General features: G+C 61.6%; 19 protein-coding genes. 7 read left to right on the top strand and 12 right to left on the bottom strand.

What is annotated here, in order from left to right:
* Window positions 1-335 precede the first annotated feature (335 nt).
* Window positions 336-977 carry a hypothetical protein gene (locus D8767_RS00310; protein WP_016712827.1) on the top strand — a complete coding sequence of 214 codons (642 nt, stop codon included), beginning with the start codon at window positions 336-338 and terminating at the stop codon, window positions 975-977.
* A 70-nt stretch (window positions 978-1,047) separates the two neighbouring features.
* Here the strand turns inward: D8767_RS00310 and D8767_RS00315 are convergent, their stop codons facing one another.
* From D8767_RS00315 to prlC, 6 genes are all read right to left on the bottom strand, one after another.
* The gene (locus tag D8767_RS00315) at window positions 1,048-2,580 is read right to left on the bottom strand and encodes a SulP family inorganic anion transporter (protein ID WP_016712826.1); all 1,533 of its coding nucleotides are present in this window, start codon (window positions 2,578-2,580) and stop codon (window positions 1,048-1,050) included.
* Window positions 2,581-2,770: 190 nt separating this feature from the next.
* The gene (locus D8767_RS00320; protein WP_016712825.1) at window positions 2,771-3,490 is read right to left on the bottom strand and encodes a carbonic anhydrase; all 720 of its coding nucleotides are present in this window, start codon (window positions 3,488-3,490) and stop codon (window positions 2,771-2,773) included.
* Between the two features lie 273 nt (window positions 3,491-3,763).
* The gene (locus D8767_RS00325) at window positions 3,764-4,822 is read right to left on the bottom strand and encodes a PA0069 family radical SAM protein (protein WP_016712824.1); all 1,059 of its coding nucleotides are present in this window, start codon (window positions 4,820-4,822) and stop codon (window positions 3,764-3,766) included.
* 70 nt (window positions 4,823-4,892) lie between these two features.
* The gene (locus D8767_RS00330; RefSeq protein WP_016712823.1) at window positions 4,893-6,887 is read right to left on the bottom strand and encodes a M3 family metallopeptidase; all 1,995 of its coding nucleotides are present in this window, start codon (window positions 6,885-6,887) and stop codon (window positions 4,893-4,895) included.
* Window positions 6,888-6,997: 110 nt separating this feature from the next.
* Window positions 6,998-7,279 carry a YheV family putative zinc ribbon protein gene (locus D8767_RS00335; protein ID WP_016712822.1) on the bottom strand — a complete coding sequence of 94 codons (282 nt, stop codon included), beginning with the start codon at window positions 7,277-7,279 and terminating at the stop codon, window positions 6,998-7,000.
* Complete coding sequence (gene prlC, locus D8767_RS00340; RefSeq protein WP_232889095.1) at window positions 7,276-9,327, bottom strand: oligopeptidase A; 2,052 nt, start codon at window positions 9,325-9,327, stop codon at window positions 7,276-7,278. Before prlC ends, D8767_RS00335 begins: the two co-directional genes overlap by 4 nt.
* A 102-nt stretch (window positions 9,328-9,429) precedes the next feature.
* On the opposite strand from prlC, the gene D8767_RS00345 reads away from it, so the two are divergent.
* A complete protein-coding gene (locus D8767_RS00345) occupies window positions 9,430-9,978 on the top strand; it encodes a gamma carbonic anhydrase family protein (RefSeq protein WP_016712820.1) in 549 nt (182 codons plus the stop codon).
* Between the two features lie 20 nt (window positions 9,979-9,998).
* Window positions 9,999-10,649: an HAD family hydrolase gene (locus D8767_RS00350; RefSeq protein WP_028699535.1), complete on the top strand. Its 651-nt coding sequence runs from the start codon at window positions 9,999-10,001 to the stop codon at window positions 10,647-10,649.
* Window positions 10,650-10,683: 34 nt separating this feature from the next.
* Here D8767_RS00350 and D8767_RS00355 read toward each other — a convergent pair whose 3' ends face one another.
* Window positions 10,684-11,757, bottom strand: coding sequence for an aminopeptidase (locus D8767_RS00355; protein WP_016712818.1), 1,074 nt, complete (start codon window positions 11,755-11,757; stop codon window positions 10,684-10,686).
* A gap of 85 nt (window positions 11,758-11,842) precedes the next feature.
* Here D8767_RS00355 and D8767_RS00360 point away from each other — a divergent pair, with 85 nt between their 5' ends.
* Both D8767_RS00360 and D8767_RS00365 read left to right on the top strand, forming a co-directional pair.
* Window positions 11,843-12,256 carry a hypothetical protein gene (locus D8767_RS00360; protein WP_016712817.1) on the top strand — a complete coding sequence of 138 codons (414 nt, stop codon included), beginning with the start codon at window positions 11,843-11,845 and terminating at the stop codon, window positions 12,254-12,256.
* Between the two features lie 55 nt (window positions 12,257-12,311).
* Complete coding sequence (locus D8767_RS00365; RefSeq protein ID WP_016712816.1) at window positions 12,312-12,725, top strand: hypothetical protein; 414 nt, start codon at window positions 12,312-12,314, stop codon at window positions 12,723-12,725.
* A 35-nt stretch (window positions 12,726-12,760) separates the two neighbouring features.
* Here the strand turns inward: D8767_RS00365 and D8767_RS00370 are convergent, their stop codons facing one another.
* Window positions 12,761-12,994 carry a DUF1161 domain-containing protein gene (locus D8767_RS00370; protein ID WP_016712815.1) on the bottom strand — a complete coding sequence of 78 codons (234 nt, stop codon included), beginning with the start codon at window positions 12,992-12,994 and terminating at the stop codon, window positions 12,761-12,763.
* A 73-nt stretch (window positions 12,995-13,067) separates the two neighbouring features.
* Window positions 13,068-13,493 carry an OsmC family protein gene (locus D8767_RS00375; protein ID WP_016712814.1) on the bottom strand — a complete coding sequence of 142 codons (426 nt, stop codon included), beginning with the start codon at window positions 13,491-13,493 and terminating at the stop codon, window positions 13,068-13,070.
* Window positions 13,494-13,647: 154 nt separating this feature from the next.
* On the opposite strand from D8767_RS00375, the gene D8767_RS00380 reads away from it, so the two are divergent.
* On the top strand, window positions 13,648-14,652 hold the full coding sequence (locus tag D8767_RS00380) for an LLM class flavin-dependent oxidoreductase (protein ID WP_016712813.1): 1,005 nt from the start codon (window positions 13,648-13,650) through the stop codon (window positions 14,650-14,652).
* A 37-nt stretch (window positions 14,653-14,689) separates the two neighbouring features.
* Here the strand turns inward: D8767_RS00380 and D8767_RS00385 are convergent, their stop codons facing one another.
* Together D8767_RS00385 and D8767_RS00390 are read right to left on the bottom strand one after the other, a co-directional pair.
* A complete protein-coding gene (locus tag D8767_RS00385) occupies window positions 14,690-14,911 on the bottom strand; it encodes a DUF1161 domain-containing protein (RefSeq protein ID WP_016712812.1) in 222 nt (73 codons plus the stop codon).
* Between the two features lie 101 nt (window positions 14,912-15,012).
* Window positions 15,013-15,228, bottom strand: coding sequence for a dodecin (locus tag D8767_RS00390; protein WP_003253076.1), 216 nt, complete (start codon window positions 15,226-15,228; stop codon window positions 15,013-15,015).
* Window positions 15,229-15,379: 151 nt separating this feature from the next.
* Here D8767_RS00390 and D8767_RS00395 point away from each other — a divergent pair, with 151 nt between their 5' ends.
* Window positions 15,380-15,703 carry a YqjD family protein gene (locus tag D8767_RS00395; protein WP_016712811.1) on the top strand — a complete coding sequence of 108 codons (324 nt, stop codon included), beginning with the start codon at window positions 15,380-15,382 and terminating at the stop codon, window positions 15,701-15,703.
* Here D8767_RS00395 and D8767_RS00400 read toward each other — a convergent pair.
* The gene (locus D8767_RS00400) at window positions 15,700-16,596 is read right to left on the bottom strand and encodes a LysR family transcriptional regulator (RefSeq protein ID WP_016712810.1); all 897 of its coding nucleotides are present in this window, start codon (window positions 16,594-16,596) and stop codon (window positions 15,700-15,702) included. The genes D8767_RS00395 and D8767_RS00400 overlap by 4 nt on opposite strands.
* Window positions 16,597-16,649 lie beyond the last annotated feature (53 nt).

The following is a 16,649-nucleotide window of genomic DNA, read 5'->3' on the forward strand; positions in this document are numbered from 1 at the left end:
GGCGTGGCCTGCGGCAAGAGGGAACGGCGGTCAAGACTGCCTGGCTTCGACGACCGAGCCCCTGCTAAAAGCAGTCGGGCCTCATCAACGAATCACGTTCACCGGGAGTATAGACAGCGACCAATGGCACGCAATGAAGCCTGTGAAATGAACTTCACGAAATGGCCAAATTGCCTGAAAACCGCACGCTTGAGGGGGTATGGCGCAATAATGGCACCTTGATATGCCGGAGAGCGCACACGTTTGCGAGATTTATAACAAATAGGTCTTAGGTATTCTGTATACCGAGCTAATTTAGTGTCTTCCGTTTGAAACGTAATGTCCCTGGAGTTGTCATGAACATCGCTGCTGTACGCGAGCAGGTAAGCCAAGCCCATCAACATGAAGGCCAGACGGGCCAATTGAAACAGCGTCTCGAGCTGCAACTGCCCCACCTGCACCCCTCGATCCAACTGCCTGAGCAGGACGCCCAGGGTACTTTGGCGCGCTTCGTCAGCGCCTACATCGATCAGGTTCCGGAACTGCTGGAGGCCGCCCACGAGGTCGCCCGCGAAGCCGGGATCGAATCGCAGATCAAACCTGTACTGAAAATTGCCGAGGCCTACTTCCTGCAGCCGCCCAGCGTGATGCAAGGGCATGTAGGCCTGGACTGCCTGCTGGATGAGGCCTATCTGGCGCACCGCCTGGTGGAAGAGGTGAACGACCTGTATATCCGTCACTTCCAGCAGCCGCTGATCCCGGTCGATACCACCGTCGCCAATCTGATTGCCCACCAGCTGATTGGCGAGGAGTTTGCCAACCAGCTGGATGAGGTGGTGCATCACTCGGTTGACGAAATGCTCAATGACGAGAGCTTTGCGGTGGAGTCTGTTGAGGCTTATCGCGAGAAACTGAGCAGCCCGGCAACTGGCGAGGCCTGGAAGCGCTGGCCGTGCCTGTCGCGGCAGCTGGGTGTCGAGCTGGGTCAGCCCGCCTGATTATCCTGTCCCGGCCTCTTCGCGAGTAAACCCGCGAAGAGGCCAGTTCAGGCAATAGAGATGTTCAGTTTCAGGCCCCAACCCCCGCCGTAGTCCGCAACCGCCCCTCGATCCGCCGCTTCAACCGCCGCTGTTCTATCAGCAACCGCGACCCATTCGCCGCATTGCTGCGGCCCCAGTCTTCAAGCAGCTCAAGGCACGAGTGGTCGATGTAGCTCAGGTTACCCAACGGCACATGCAGCGTGGTTCCCGCCGGTACAGTATCCAGCACCTGAGTCAGCGCCGGTACCTTGAGGAACGTCGCCGCACCGCTAAGCCGCAGCTCCATGTGCCCAGCCTTCTCCAGGCTCACCAGATTGATCTTCAGCCGCGCCGCCTTGAACGCCAGCTTCAGCAAGGTCAGGGCAAAGCCAAGCAGCACGCCGGTCAGCAGGTCGGTAAAGATGATCGCCAGCGCTGTCGCCGCATAGGTGAACATCGGCATGCGGCCATAACGGCCCAATCCGCGAAACGCCTTGAAGTCCACAAGCTTTACCCCGGTATACACCAGCACACCCGCCAGGCTCGCCACCGGAATCTGTTGCAGCACGCTACTCAGCGCCACTACGAACGCCAGCAGCCAAAGGCCATGGAAGATCGCCGAAGCCCGGGTTTGCGCACCCGCTTGCACATTCGCCGAACTGCGCACGATCACGCCAGTCATCGGCAAAGCACCCAACACACCGCAGAGCATGTTGCCGATCCCCTGGGCCGACAACTCACGGTCGAAGTCCGAGCGCTGGCCGCTGTGCATGCGGTCTACCGCCGCAGCCGACAGCAGGGTTTCAGCGCTGGCAATGAACGCCAGGGCGAAGGCTGCGACCAGCAGGGTAGGGTCGGCCAACTGCATCAGATCTTCCGGGCGGATCCAGTCGATGGCCTCGGACAAGTCTGCCGGCACCTGCACCCGGTTGACCGGCAAGGCCAGCCACATGCTGATGCCGGTCATCGCCGCAACACCCAGCAGGGCACCCGGGACGAAGCGCAGCCGCTGCGGCCGCAAGCGCTCCCAGCCCCACATGATGGCGATGGTACCCAGGCCCAGCGCACCGGCCATCCAGCCGGTACCGGCGCTTTCCCGTGGCAGGGCTGCGGCCACGGTTGCCGGGAACTCCAGCAGGTTCTGCATACCTGAAGGCTGGGGCGCGGTGTCGAACATGACATGCACTTGCGACAGCACGATCAGCACGCCAATCCCCGCCAGCATGCCGTACACCACCGCTGGCGCAGTGACGCGGAACCAGCATCCCAGACGCAGGCGCCCGGCCAGCAACTGCAGCACCCCGGCCAACAGCAAAATCGGCCCAAGCATGGCCATGCCATGCTGGCGCACCAGCTCGAACACCAGCACCGCCAGGCCGGCGGCCGGGCCGCTGACCTGTAGCGGCGAACCGGCGAGAAAACCTACGACAATGCCGCCGATAATGCCAGTAATCAGCCCTTTGGCCGGCGGCATGCCCGAGGCGATCGCAATGCCCATGCACAACGGCAAGGCCACCAGAAAGACCACCACCGACGCCAACAACTCACGCGGCAGGGCCGCTTTCAACTGTGTAATGTTCACCGTGTTTCTCCATTCTCAGTCACACAGCCATTCCCCTGGCCGTGGGCACGTTTGCCCCTGACGAGCGCGCAGGCGCGGGCCGCCAGCGGGCGTGCCGGCAGGGCAGTCAGGGAATTCAAGGCAGCAGAAGGCCGCGCCACACCCTGAAGGGTGCAGCCGGCTATCAAGGTTCTAGCGGTGGATGGGTCGCTTAGTAGCGGCCTCTCGGGGTAGCGCAGGGGACCGGCTCGCCAGCAGCCAGGGGCAGGAAGCTGTCGCTGGCGGCATCGTAGGCTTCGATCTTGCTGGTCTCGATGTCGTAGACCCAGCCATGGATGTACAGCTCACCGGCTGCCAGGCGCGAGGCAACCGAAGGATGGGTACGCAAGTGATGCAGTTGGGCGATTACGTTTTCCTTGGTCAGCACCTGCATCGTCTCGTGTTCGCTACCGCACGAGCAGTTGTTTTCGACCACGGTGCGCGCCACTTCAGCGTGACGCAACCAGGCGGAAACGGTTGGCATCTTGGTCAGCGATTGCGGGTTGAGTACCGCACGCATGGCGCCGCAGTCGGAGTGGCCACACACAATGATGTGATGCACCTTCAGAGCAAGTACGGCGTACTCGATCGCGCTGGAAACACCGCCATTCATCTGGCCATAAGGCGGTACCACGTTACCCACGTTACGGGTCACGAACAGGTCGCCTGGCGAGCTTTGGGTGATCAGCTCGGGGACGATGCGCGAGTCGGCGCAGGTAATGAACATGGCACGCGGCGTCTGCGCAGTGGCGAGCTTCTTGAACAGCTCTTGCTGCTCGGGGAAGACGTCATGGTGAAAGCGCAGGAAGCCGTCGACGATGTGCTTCAGGGCTGCATCGGCGCCCTCGGCGGGTACATCCGGAACGACCTTGGATGGGTCCTTGACGGGCATGATTCATCCTCTTGACGGTGTGTAGGTAAATCCATTTTACCGGTGAAAGATTCTGGCTATGCAGGGATTTAGATGACACGCACGGGCCATTGATCACAGTCGGTGTGGACTGATTTCCTACGCTAGCGGGGAAAACTTAACTGAAACTTAATTCGACGGCTCTAGAACGGGCGTTCCAGACAGGAAAGGCGGGATCTGGATAATAGCAAAAAAGCATCAGTTGCCAATATAGATTAGCAAAATTATTGGGTGTTATTAGCTGAGTTACAGGCTTCAGAACAACACCATCTGGCCCCCGGGTGGGCAGAATGCCGAGCAATCCAGTGCCTGCGCTTCCCGCCCCTCAAAGTTCAGCCGCTTCATGGCCTTGGCAAAACGCTGGGCCAACAGCTCGGCAAACACGCCTTCACCGCGCATGCGCGCACCAAACCGGCTGTCGTACAGCTCGCCGCCCCGGCTCTGGCGGATCAGGCTCAGTACATGCGCAGCCCGTTGCGGGTAATGGTCTTGCAGCCACTGCTCGAACAGTGGCGCCACTTCCAGCGGCAGGCGCAGCATCATGTAGGCCGCGCTCTGTGCGCCGGCTTCCCTGGCAGCCTCCAACAGGCGTTCCAGTTCACTGTCATTGATCATCGGGATCATCGGCGAACACAACACACCCACTGGCACACCCGCTTCGCGCAATACCCGGATAGCCCTCAACCGTGCGCCGGGAGAGGCCGCGCGTGGCTCCAGCACCCGCTTGAGATCATCGTCCAGCGTGGTCAGGCTGATCATTACCCGCGCCAGGCGCTGGCGGGCCATCTCGGCCAGCAGGTCGAGATCACGCAACACCAGCGAACCCTTGGTGACAATGGTCACCGGATGGCGAAAACGCAGCAAAACCTCAAGCAGCCGCCGGGTGAGCATGTGCTCCCGCTCGATCGGTTGGTAAGGGTCGGTGTTGGAGCCCAGGTTGATCGGCGCGCACACGTAGCCCGGTTTGCTCAATTGTTGCGCAAGCACGTCGGCGGCGTTGGTCTTGGCAATCAGCTTGGTCTCGAAATCGAGGCCGGGGGAAAGGTCCCAATAGGCGTGCGAGGGGCGGGCATAGCAGTAGATGCAACCATGCTCGCAGCCACGGTAAGGGTTGATGGAGCGGTCGAAGGGCAGATCGGGCGAGGTGTTACGACTGATCACCGACTTGGCGGTCTCGACCCGCACTTCAGTGCCTTGCGTCTGTGGCACTTCTTGGTACCAGCCATCATCCACTGCCACCGAATGGCTCGGGGCAAAGCGGTTATGTGGGTTGTACGCCGTGCCACGGCCCTTTTGCGGTGCTGGAGGAATCATGGCTCACCTCTATACTGTATACGCATACAGTATAATGCGCGCCAGAATCTTTCCAGCACCTCTGGTCTGGCTACTTCAGGCCATGCCAGCTCAGGTAAGCTGCCTGTTCAGATTGCCGCCCCAGAAACACCTCGATGCCTTCGCGCAGTGGGCGCGATGCACCTGGGGCGCACAACGCGTCCTGCAGGGCCTGGCCCGTGGCCCGGTTCAACAGGCCCTCGGCCTCGAAGCGCGTGAACACGTCAAAGGCCTGCACATCCGACCACAGGTAGGCGTAATAACCCGCATCGTAGCCACTCACCAGGTGGTCGAAGGCATGCGCCGGGTGCTCGAAATCAGCGAGTGGCCAGTAGCCACAGCGCTCACGGGCCTCATTCAGGCGCTGCTCAAAGGACCTGCCATCGTTCGGTGCGGCATGCAGGTCCATGTCGAACAGCGCCAGGCTCAGATGACGCGCGATTTCCTCCACGCCCTCCTGCCGCAGCGCCTTCAGGCATTCATCGGCTTGCCGCCGGGTCAGCGGGCTGCCATCGCTTGCATGAGCCGAAATCGACACCAGGTAATCAGCATCCCAGACCCAACGCTCGAACAGATTGCCAAACAGCTCCACACCATCGGTGCCCAGTTCGGTCACGTTGGACATCACGTGGTTCGTCGTACGCACCAGTAAATGGTGCAGGGCATGGCCGAACTCATGGAACAACTTGCGCAGTGACAAGTGGTCGAGCAATGGCTGGCTGCCTGGCGGTGCTTGCGGCACATCGCTGAAAACCACCACCGACGCGGCCTGGTAGATACCCTCGGCATCGACCCGGCGGTTGCGTATGTATGTGGTGAACACGGAGTCTGGCTGCTTTCCGGCATGCTGCACGGCATCCAGATACAGAAAACCGATGAAGGCATTGTCCTGCCACACCTCGAACGGCTGCACGCTTTCATCCCAGGTCCCGAGCGGCTTAGGCTGCAGCACCATACCAAACAGCCTCTGCGCCAGCGCCTGTAACGCGCTGACAACCGTGTTCAGCGGGAAGTAGTCACGCAGGATTTCGCTGGACAACTCGCCGCGCGAAGACGCCTGCAAGTAGTCGTAGTCCCAAGGTTGCGGATTCTCCAGCCCGTGATCGGCAGCCTGACGCGCCACCTGTGAGCGCCAGCGCAACATGGCCGGGCGCACATCATCGGCCAAGGCATGAAGAAAGCCGCGCACCTGAGCCACCGAACCCGCACTCTTCACATGCAGGCTCTGCTCCAGATGGCCGGAAAAACCGAGCAGAAGGGCCTTTTCCTCGCGCAGTTGGGCCAGGTGCTGCAGATATGAGCGGTTGTCCAGTTGCGGATCCTGGCTGACGCCACGGGTGTGGAATGCCCGGTAAACACGCTCACGTAGCTGGCGGTTGGTGGCATGCTTGAGCACCTCATCAGTGGTCACGCTGTCACAGGCTATCAACCAGATCCGCTCACCGCTTTCCTGCGCCCGTGCAGCCAGTGTGTCGCGTATCCGCTGTGGGATGCCGCTCAACTCGGACTCATCGGTAATACTCAGCCCTGGCCGGTTGATGTTGCTGCGAAATGCGTTGCAGGCGACAACGATCTGCGCCTGAAGGTCTGCCAGACGCGCCTTGCCAGGGGCATCGAGCAACGCCCCGCTGGAGACAAATTTGTCCAGATGCCAACACAAGGTGGCGCGTTTCTGGGCATCCAGCTGCTTGCCAATGTCACTGTTGGCCAAACGCTTATAGAGTGCATGCAAACCCATGTTGACGAACTTCTGTTCGAAACGTGCCGTCGCTTTACCGTCAAACTCGATGATGGCGTTGGCCCAGGCTTCATCCCGGCCAACCAATGGCGAGGCGGCATACAACACCGCCAGTAGCTGGCTGTCCAGGCCGTCCACGGCCAGCACCATGTCATCCCAGGTGGGCATGGCCTGCTGATCACGGATGATGCGCTCGATCCCTTGCTCGTGCGCCAGTAGCACATGATCGAAAGCCGCACGCATGCTTTCAAGGGTGATGGAAGGGAAATCGATAGGGATGTGGCTAGCTTGCAGCAGAGGGTTGTCCATGGCGCGTCACTTTGCTCGTGGAAAGGAGCAAGAGAGCGTGCATGGCCAGCGTATGCCAGAGGGCCTGACTATCTACCACCCGGGCTTTGCACCCGGGTGGCATGACAGCATTACTCAGCCGGTTTCTTCAGCTTCGGATTCGGGAAGAACTGCACCGTCTGCACCTTGGCCGGCGCGGCCTTGGGTGCCAGGTGGTTGACCCGGGTGCCAAGCTCCTTGGGCACCGAAAGCCCCTGCTCGTTGAGGGTATCGGTGAAGCCACAGGCCACACACTCGCGGTGCGGGGTGTCGTCTTCGCTCCACATCATCAGCTTGTCAGGCTCGCTGCACGCTGGGCATACCGCCCCGGCAATGAAGCGTTTCTTGGTCTTGTTCACAGCAACCTCGCTCATGCTGCAGCGCTCTCGGTGAGGCCACTGTGGCGCAGCAACGCATCGATGGAAGGCTCACGCCCACGGAAGTCGACAAACAGCTCCATTGGCTCGCGCGAACCACCACGGGCCAGGATCGCCTCACGGAACGCGCGGCCAGTTTCGGCATTCAGCACGCCTTCTTCCTCGAAACGCGAGAAGGCGTCGGCCGACAGCACTTCGGCCCACTTGTAGCTGTAGTAGCCGGCGGCGTAACCGCCCGCGAAAATGTGCGCAAAGCTGTTGGGGAAGCGGTTGTACGCCGGTGGGCGCATCACCGACACCTCGTCGCGCACGCCTTCGAGCACCTGCAACACGCTGCGGCCGTCGCCATGGGTGGCATGCAATTCGAAGTCGAACAGCGAGAACTCCAGCTGGCGCACCATCATCATGCCCGACTGGAAGTTCTTCGCCGCCAGCATCTTGTCCAGCAGGTCCTGGGGCAGGGGGGCGCCAGTTTCGTAGTGGGCGGAGATCAGCGCCAGGCCTTCCGGCTCCCAGCACCAGTTTTCCATGAACTGGCTCGGCAGCTCGACCGCGTCCCAGGCCACGCCGTTGATGCCGGATACACCGGCATGCTCGATGCGGGTCAGCATGTGGTGCAGGCCGTGGCCGAACTCGTGGAACAGGGTGGTGACTTCATCGTGCGTCAGCAGCGCCGGCTTGCCGGGTGCGGCCGGGGTGAAGTTGCACACCAGGTTGGCCACCGGGCTCTGCAGCTCGCCAGCGGCAGTGCGACGACGGTCGCGGGCGCCGTCCATCCAGGCACCTCCGCGCTTGTTGGCGCGGGCGTACAGGTCGAAGAAGAAGCGGCCGACGTGCTGGCCGTTTTCTTTGATTTCGAACAGACGCACGTCCGGGTGCCAGCTGTCGAAGCCCTTGAGCTCAGCGATTTCGATGCCGTACAGGCGCTGCACGATGCTGAACAGGCCGCTCAGCACCTTGTCGATCGGGAAGTAAGCACGCAGGGCTTCCTGCGAAACGCTGTAGCGTTGCTCGCGCAGTTTCTCGCCAAAGTAGCCGGCGTCCCAGCTGGCCAGCTCAGGGCAGCCTTGTTCGGCGGCGTAGGCTTTCAGTTGCTCCAGGTCCTGGGCGGCAAATGGCTTGGAACGCTTGGCCAGGTCACGCAGGAAGTTCAGCACCTGGTCGCTGGACTCGGCCATCTTGGTGGCCAGGCTCAGCTCGGCGTAGTTCTTGTAGCCCAACAGTTCGGCCAGCTCCTGGCGCAGGCCGAGGATTTCCTGCATCACCGGGCCGTTGTCGAACTGGCCGGCGTTCGGGCCCTGGTCCGAGGCGCGGGTGCAGTAGGCGGCGTACAGCTCTTCGCGCAGGGCGCGATCACTGGCGTAGGTCATGACTGCGTAGTAGCTGGGGAATTCCAGGGTGATCAGCCAGCCGTCGAGGCCCTTGGCCTGGGCAGCGGCGGCCATTTGCGCCTTGGCCGAGTCGGTCAGGCCAGCCAGCGCGGCTTCGTCGGTGACGTGCTTGGTCCAGGCCTGGGTCGCATCGAGCAGCTGGTTGGAGAAGCGGCTACCCAGCTCGCTGAGCTTGCTCTGCACTTCGGCGTAACGCTGCTGCTTGTCTGCCGGCAGGTCGATGCCCGACAGGCGGAAGTCACGCAGGGCATGCTCGAGGATAGTCTTTTGCGCCACGTCGAAACCGGCGGCTTCGGGGCTGTTGATCAAAGCCTGGTAGGCGTCGAACAGCGCACGGTTCTGACCCAGTTCGGTAGAGTAGGCGCTCAACGCCGGCAGGCACGACTCATAGGCCTCGCGCAGTTCAGCGCTGTTGCACACCGCATTCAGGTGGCTGACCGGGCTCCAGGCAGCACCCAGGCGGTCGTTCAGTTCATCCATGGCCAGCACCAGGCCAGCCCAGGAGGGGTTCTTGCCCTGCTTGTCGAGGATCTCGGCAATGGCTTTACGGTTGTCGGCCAGGATCGCTTCGATCGCCGGCAACACGTGTTCGGCACGGATTTGCGAGAAGGGCGGCAGATCGTGGGATTGCAGAAGCGGGTTGTTCGCAGTCACGGTTTGGATACCTTGGCAGAAGAAACACTGCCCCATCTTAATTACAATCGACGCCGACCGCAGCAGGCAGCCTGCCTATCGGCACAGATGAGAGACGCTATCATGGCCATCCGAAGCTTCCAGCAACACACTCCGAAAGTTGGATCACGGGCCTTTATCGACCGTTCGGCGGTAGTGCTGGGCGATGTGGAGATTGGCGAAGACAGCTCGGTCTGGCCGTTGACCGTGGTGCGCGGCGACATGCACCGCATTCGTATCGGCGCACGCACCAGCGTGCAGGATGGCAGCGTGCTGCACATCACCCATGCCGGCCCTTTCAACCCGGACGGCTTCCCGCTGATCATCGGCGACGAAGTGACCATCGGCCACAAAGTGATGCTGCACGGCTGCACCCTGGGCAACCGCATTCTGGTCGGCATGGGCAGCACCATCATGGACGGCGCCATCGTCGAGGACGAAGTGATCATCGGCGCCGGCAGCCTGGTGCCGCCCGGCAAACGCTTGGTCAGTGGCTACCTGTACATGGGCAGCCCGGTGAAACAGGCCCGGCTGCTGAACGACAACGAGCGCGCATTCTTCTCCTACAGCGCCGGCAACTACGTGAAGCTCAAAGACCAGCACCTGGCCGAAGGCTACGACCAACCGGAATGATCCCGATTACCGAGACGAACATGCACCAGCAAAACATCCTCTTCGACCTCGACGGCACCCTGACCGACCCACGCCTGGGCATCACCCGCTCGATCCAGTACGCCCTGGCCAAGCTGGGTATCGATGAACCGGACCTGGCCCGCCTGGAGCACTTCATTGGCCCGCCCTTGCTGCAAGCCTTCATGCAGTTCTACAGCTTCGACCAAGCCAAGGCCTGGGAGGCGGTGAACTTCTACCGGGAGCGCTTCCGTGTAACCGGCCTGTACGAAAACCTGGTGTTCCAGGGTGTGCCGGAGTTGCTTGAAGCCCTGAACGGGCAAGGCCGCACGCTGTACATCGCCACCTCCAAACCCTGGGAGTTCGCCCGTGAAATCGCCCGGCACTTCGCCTTCGACCACCACTTCAAGGTGATCTACGGCAGCGAACTGGACGGCACCCGAACCAACAAGGTCGAGCTGATTCGCCACCTGCTGGACGAAGAAGGGCTGGACCCGGCACAGACGCTGATGATCGGCGACCGCAAGCATGACCTGATTGGCGCACGCAGCAATGGCTTGCAGGCCGTGGCGGTGGGGTATGGGTTTGGTAGCCAGGAGGAGTTGATGGCGGAAGAACCGGCCTATCATTTTGCGACCTTGGCCGAGATGCATCAGGCATTTCTCAAGGCTTGATGGCCTTGGGGGGCTGCTTCGCAGCCCCAAAATCTCACTGGCTAACCATCAACCCCTGTAACGCCGCCTTCCTTTCAGTAATCGGCAACCGTCCCAGTTGCTCGACCCGCTCATAAAACCGCCCCCAATCCCCACCCACCTCGCGGAACAGCGCCTCAAACGCAGGCACCCATTGGTCATAAAGCCCGAACGGCAACAATTTGGCATTGTTCAGCGGCCCATACACCCAGGCGTCATAGCGTTTGTCACCCCCCCACTGGCCATCACGCACCTGCCGGTACTCGCGCCTCAAGCGCTCGAACTCGGCCCGCTTGGCCTGCCGCTTGTGCGCTTCGTCCAGTGTGCCTGAATAGATCGCCTGCAGCCGTTCACGGCTGGCCAGCACCAGCCGGATGAACTGCTCACGCTGCTGTCCCTGATCCCCGCCAATGGCGGCAAGCCCACGCGCCACGCGCCATTGCCGCGTGCCTTCCTGCTCGACGAAGGAGGCAAACGACTCGTTGAACTCGGTGTCGTTCTGCACATAAAAGCGCTGGTGAGCCAGTTCATGGAAGATCAGCGTGGCCAGGCGCTCGTCGCCCCAGCCCACCATCGAAGAGAGAATCGGGTCATCGAACCAACCCAGCGTCGAATACGCCTCCACACCGCCAACGTACACATCCAGCCCGTCTTGCCGCATCAGCGCCGCCGCCCCACGGGCCGCGCCTTGCTGGTAGTAGCCGCGATACGCCACGCACCCCGCGATCGGGAAGCAGTGCGTAACAGGCTGCAACGACAACTCGGGCGTGGCGAAGACATTCCACACCACATAAGGCCGGCCAATGTCGGCGTAAACCCGGTAGCTGTGGTTATCCGGCAGTTTCATCTGCTGGCTGGCGAAGACCCGCGCCTGTTCAGCGTGTGCCAGGTGCGATCGTAACTGCGGGGGTGTCGCCGGGTCGGCTATCACCTGCGCGACAGGCTGCCGAGCACGCAGCAATTGCCACTGGCCCTCAGCCAACTGCCCATAGTAGGCAACGCTGCTGCAACCGTTCAGCAGGAGCGCGGCCAGCAGGGGAACCAAACGGATGAAAACGTGGTCGAGTGCCCCAGGGCCTGAGCGCTGCATAAGAAAAAGTCGAAGCATCCGGGACTGTCTGACTCGCTCAAGGCCGATTCACTCCAAGACTATCTCGCCAAGGGGGAGTTTCGCCATGCGTGCATTGTTGGTCGCCGGTTCACTGTCGCTACTTTGTGCCTGTTCAACGTTGCCAGACCCGGACCCGAACCAGGCCTGGATCGACCTCACCCCCTACGACAACACGTCGCTGCACGCCGTGCAGGTCGACGAACGAGAGTGGGTCGACAGCCGCTATTTTGAGGTACCGCCTGGCAGCCACGAGCTGACCGTGCGCTACCAGTTTCCGGTTACCCCCAGCAATATCGGCCCGGTCGATGAGCCGCTGTGGCGCGATTGCCAGGTCAAGCTGACCTTCAAGGACTTCAGCGCCGGGCAGCGCTACCAGCTGCAAGCCGGCAGCATTGGCTTCCGCCCCTGGATCAAGCTCTACGACCAGCAGCAAAAACTGCTCGGCCAAGGCCTGCCTGCAGGCTGCCAACGCACCTGAACCCCGCAAACGGCGCTATGCTTGTACCTTGTACATCGCAAGTGGGAGTCTTGCCATGCGCCAGCCCATGATGCTGATCGCCCTCAGTGCGCTGGGGGCTTGCGCCAGCCCCTTGCCCCCCGTCGACCCCAAGCAGGCCTGGGTCGACCTCTACACCATGACCCCCGGCCGGGTGATCATGGCCGACCGCCTTGACGGGAAACGCCTGGAGGATGGCCGTTACTTCCAGGTAACGCCCGGCAAGCACGAACTGGTGGTGCGATTCGATTATGAAATCTACTCCGGCGGCATCATGAGCGAGCCCCGGGACCGCACCTGCTACCTGACCGTGCGTTTTGACAACTTCAAGGCCGGCGAGCGCTATCGCCTGGAGGCACGGGCTCCGGTGATGGAGCCGCAAGTGCTGCTGTACGACGCCAGCCGCAAGGTGCTGGTGAACGAGCCTAGCGATGTGTTCTGTATTCCGTGAAAGCCGGGACTGCCACGCAGCCCCGGGTCTCATGGCTACCGGTCATTCTTTTGGTAGATTATCTTCTTCGTCCCGCCATCGCAGGTCCCGACCACCATATTCTGGTCCTTGACCTCGCTGTTGGGCACGATCTCCAAGGTGTAGGAAGGCACGCCCTGCGCCTGGATCTTGGCCTCGATCTCGGCTTTCAGCTCCTCGCACGGTTTCACTGCCGCCAACGTGGAGGTGGCGGCCAGGGAAGCCAACACGGCGATTGCTACGCGAATCATGGAACGGCTCCTGAAGAGGCAGCGTGCTGCCGACGCTGTTTAGACTACAGCAAACCGCCACCGTTGCGCCGCTTCAGCCAACCAGCGCGGCATCCAGGCTGATCTTCGCGTTCAGCACCTTGGACACCGGGCAACCTTCCTTGGCCTTGTTGGCTATCTCCAGAAACTGCGCTTCGCTTGCACCAGGCACCTTGGCCCTGAGCACCAGGTGCACGGCTGTAATGGCAAAGCCATCAGGCAGCTTGTCTAGCGTCACCTCGGCAGCAGTGTCGATCCGGTCCGCCGTGAGCCCCGCTTCACCAAGCATCATCGACAGCGCCATCGAAAAACAGCCCGCATGGGCTGCACCGATCAACTCTTCCGGATTGGTGCCCGGCGAGCCCTCAAAGCGGGTGTTGAAGCCATAAGGGTTCTGCTTGAGCGCGCCGCTTTCTGTGGAAAGCAGGCCAGTGCCGTCCTTCAGGCCACCTTGCCAGATCGCCGATGCTGTCTTTTTCATGCTGCCTCCTTGTCTTTCGGTTACGTGCTTATGGGTTCAGAGGCCAGCCGCCTACAGCAAGTTCAGACCAATCTCACAGCAAGCATTGAATCCCCCGAATATGCCCATACAGAGATCAAAAGGCCTCTGGCCAACCACCTTTGCGGAGGCTCCAATGACGCAACTGCGCGACCTGAAAATTTCCACCCTCGATCTGGTGCCGGTACGCGCCGACGCCGGCCCCGCGCAGTCGCTGCGCAATTCGCTGGACCTGGCACAACACGTCGAGCGCTTTGGCTACAACCGCTTCTGGGTGGCCGAGCACCACAACATGGACGGCATCGCCAGTTCGGCCACCTCGGTGCTGATCGGTTACCTGGCCGGGGGGACGTCGACCATTCGCGTGGGCTCAGGAGGGGTGATGCTGCCCAACCATGCGCCACTGGTGATCGCCGAGCAATTTGGCACCCTGGCCAGCCTGTACCCCGGGCGAATCGACCTGGGCCTGGGCCGTGCGCCAGGTTCAGACCAGATGACGGCTTACGCCTTGCGCCGAGACCGCGCCGGTGGCCCGGACGACTTCCCGGACGATGTCGAGGAGCTTTCGCGCTACCTCGGCCCACGCACCGATGATCAAAAAGTGATCGCCGTACCGGGGCATGACACCGACGTACCCATGTGGTTGCTGGGTTCCAGCCTGTTCAGCGCCCAGCTGGCCGGGATGCGCGGCATGCCCTACGCCTTCGCCTCGCACTTCGCACCGCGCTACATGCACGAAGCCATCCGCGTTTACCGCAACCACTTCAAACCATCGACCACGCTGGACAAGCCGTATGTGATGCTGGGCATTCCCATGGTGGTGGCCGAAACCGATGAAAAGGCCGAGTACCTGGCTACCTCGGTGTACCAGCGCATCCTGGCGCTGATTCGCGGGCAGAGCCTAATGCAAAAGCCGCCAGTGGAAAGCATGGATGGGCTATGGCTGGCGCATGAGCGGGATGCTGTGGGTAGCTTCCTGGGCCTGGCGATGATCGGTAGCCCGCAGAAAGTACGGGCCAAGGTGGAGGTGCTGCTGGAGCAAACCGGGGCGGATGAGCTGATCTTTACTTGCGACCTGTATGAACATGCAGACCGGGTGAGGTCCTATGAGCTGTTGGCGCAGGCCTTGAAAACCGAGTGACCTCCTTCGCGGGCTTGCCCGCGAAGGAGCCAACACTTCAACCGCGGCGGTACACAATCTCCTTGGTACCGGCCTCACAGCTGCCAATCACCTTGCCGGCCGGCTCGCCTTTGTTGACGATCTCCAGCTTGTATCCGGTGACGCCCTTGGCATCCAGCTTGGCCGCAATCTCCGCCTTCAGCTCCTCGCACGGCTTGCCCGCCGCCATGGCGCTGCCAGCCAGGGTCATAAGGCCCAGGGCCAGAATCAGTTTGTTCATCGATCGCTTTCCTTGTGCAGATGAAATCATAAAGGGCGCCCGCCAAGGCGCCCCCTTCCTAAATACCCCATCAAGCCGGGATCATCTACCCCGGCGCAGCATCAGCTGTTGGCGATACGGAAACCGACTTTCAGCGTGACCTGGAAGTGCGCGGCCTTGTTATCGCGGATATGACCACGGGTATCGACCACTTCGAACCACTCCAGGTGCTTGATGCTCTTGCCCGCTTCGGCCAGGGCGTTGTTGATCGCCTCTTCGATGCTGGTGGGCGAAGACCCCACCAGTTCGATCTTCTTGTACGTGTGATGATCGGTCATGAGCGTTCTCCTTGGGTGACGGTGATTTTTTAGCCTAGCAGCGCAGGCCTGGTTTATCTGCGAGCCGTCACCCATGGCCAAAGTTCGATCGCACTTTCACGCATACCAACGGTCGCACTCCTTACAGCCCATACTGCAAAGGAGAGTCAACATGCACCGTAACTCGCTGCGTAAAACGTCCCTGGAAAGCATGGAAGCAGAGATCGAGAGCCTTCTGAAAAGCCTGGAGAACCTCAAGCACGATGCGTCGGAAGAGTCCCAGAAGTCGGTGAAGGCAATCCGCAGCAACGCTGAGAGTGCCCTCCGTCATTCGCGCAGCCTGCTGAGCGATGCCTATGAAGAAGTGAAGCAACGCACACGTCAGACCGGCATCGCCACCCGCGACTACGCCCAGGAACACCCGTACACCACCGCTGGCGTGGCCATTGGCGCACTGGGCCTGCTGGCGGCCTACCTGATGTGCAAACGCAACTAGGCGCTCTGCCGCGCCAATTCGGCACGTAGCCACTGCGCCAACTGCTCGGCGCGCCCATCTGCGGCGCGCCTGGGCACCCACAATGCCAACGCGGCAGGGGTAGGGGAAAAGCCCCACGGCGCACTCAAGCGGCCCGCACGCAAGTCATCAGCGACCAATGGCTGTGGCGCAATCGCCACACCCAAGCCCGCCACAGCGGCTTCCAGCAAGTAATACAGGTGCTCGAACGCCTGGCCATAGTGAATGGCTGCAGGGTCCAGTCTCTGTTCCAGCGCCCAGGTAGGCCAGGCCTGCGGGCGCGAGGTGGTGTGCAGCAAGGCTTCGCCCAGTAACGCCTTGGCAGGCGCTCCCTGCAAGCGTTCAAAGCCGGCGTAATGGGGGCTCACCACTGGCCCGATACGTTCCTCGGCCAGTACATACACCTGCATGTCCGCAGGCCACGGGGGTTCGGCATACACCAGCAGCGCGTCCAGCCCAGGCCGCCGCGGGTCCAGGTCACCTTCACCCGCCGACAGGTGCAAGCGCAGCTCGGGCAAATCCGCCTGTAGCCGCCCCAGCCGTGGGATGAACCAGCGCGCCAACAGGCTACCGGAGCAGCCCAACACGAACGGCGCTTCGCTGACATCACGGCTGAGCTCGGCACACACGCTGCGCAGCCGGTCGAAGGCTTCGCCACTGGCATCGCGCAGGCGCACCCCGGCATCTGTGAGTTTGATGCCGCGCCCGTCCTTGACGAACAGGGCCACGCCCAAGTGCTCTTCAAGCACTTTGATCTGCCGGCTGACGGCACCGTGGGTCACATGAAGGGCCTCGGCCGCCTGGCTGACGCTGTTAAGCCGGGCAGCGGCTTCAAAGGCTCGCAGTGCATTGAGGGGAGGGAGGTCGTGGGCCATTTTACCTGTGAGTTTTTCTGACAAGTTTGCGCAATCTTATCGGTTTTCAGCCG

Origin of the sequence: Pseudomonas sp. LTGT-11-2Z, assembly GCF_003691445.1 — a bacterium.
GTDB classification, from domain to species: domain Bacteria; phylum Pseudomonadota; class Gammaproteobacteria; order Pseudomonadales; family Pseudomonadaceae; genus Aquipseudomonas; species Aquipseudomonas monteilii.

Excerpts from the sequence above, each read along its gene's own strand:
- D8767_RS00310 (WP_016712827.1), top strand. The coding sequence starts at position 336 with ATGAACATCGCTGCTGTACGCGAGCAGGTAAGCCAAGCCCATCAACAT.
- D8767_RS00320 (WP_016712825.1), bottom strand. The coding sequence starts at position 3,490 with ATGCCCGTCAAGGACCCATCCAAGGTCGTTCCGGATGTACCCGCCGAG.
- D8767_RS00325 (WP_016712824.1), bottom strand. The coding sequence starts at position 4,822 with ATGATTCCTCCAGCACCGCAAAAGGGCCGTGGCACGGCGTACAACCCA.
- D8767_RS00330 (WP_016712823.1), bottom strand. The coding sequence starts at position 6,887 with ATGGACAACCCTCTGCTGCAAGCTAGCCACATCCCTATCGATTTCCCT.
- D8767_RS00335 (WP_016712822.1), bottom strand. The coding sequence starts at position 7,279 with ATGAGCGAGGTTGCTGTGAACAAGACCAAGAAACGCTTCATTGCCGGG.
- D8767_RS00345 (WP_016712820.1), top strand. The coding sequence starts at position 9,430 with ATGGCCATCCGAAGCTTCCAGCAACACACTCCGAAAGTTGGATCACGG.
- D8767_RS00350 (WP_028699535.1), top strand. The coding sequence starts at position 9,999 with ATGCACCAGCAAAACATCCTCTTCGACCTCGACGGCACCCTGACCGAC.
- D8767_RS00355 (WP_016712818.1), bottom strand. The coding sequence starts at position 11,757 with ATGCAGCGCTCAGGCCCTGGGGCACTCGACCACGTTTTCATCCGTTTG.
- D8767_RS00360 (WP_016712817.1), top strand. The coding sequence starts at position 11,843 with ATGCGTGCATTGTTGGTCGCCGGTTCACTGTCGCTACTTTGTGCCTGT.
- D8767_RS00365 (WP_016712816.1), top strand. The coding sequence starts at position 12,312 with ATGCGCCAGCCCATGATGCTGATCGCCCTCAGTGCGCTGGGGGCTTGC.
- D8767_RS00370 (WP_016712815.1), bottom strand. The coding sequence starts at position 12,994 with ATGATTCGCGTAGCAATCGCCGTGTTGGCTTCCCTGGCCGCCACCTCC.
- D8767_RS00375 (WP_016712814.1), bottom strand. The coding sequence starts at position 13,493 with ATGAAAAAGACAGCATCGGCGATCTGGCAAGGTGGCCTGAAGGACGGC.
- D8767_RS00380 (WP_016712813.1), top strand. The coding sequence starts at position 13,648 with ATGACGCAACTGCGCGACCTGAAAATTTCCACCCTCGATCTGGTGCCG.
- D8767_RS00385 (WP_016712812.1), bottom strand. The coding sequence starts at position 14,911 with ATGAACAAACTGATTCTGGCCCTGGGCCTTATGACCCTGGCTGGCAGC.
- D8767_RS00390 (WP_003253076.1), bottom strand. The coding sequence starts at position 15,228 with ATGACCGATCATCACACGTACAAGAAGATCGAACTGGTGGGGTCTTCG.
- D8767_RS00395 (WP_016712811.1), top strand. The coding sequence starts at position 15,380 with ATGCACCGTAACTCGCTGCGTAAAACGTCCCTGGAAAGCATGGAAGCA.
- D8767_RS00400 (WP_016712810.1), bottom strand. The coding sequence starts at position 16,596 with ATGGCCCACGACCTCCCTCCCCTCAATGCACTGCGAGCCTTTGAAGCC.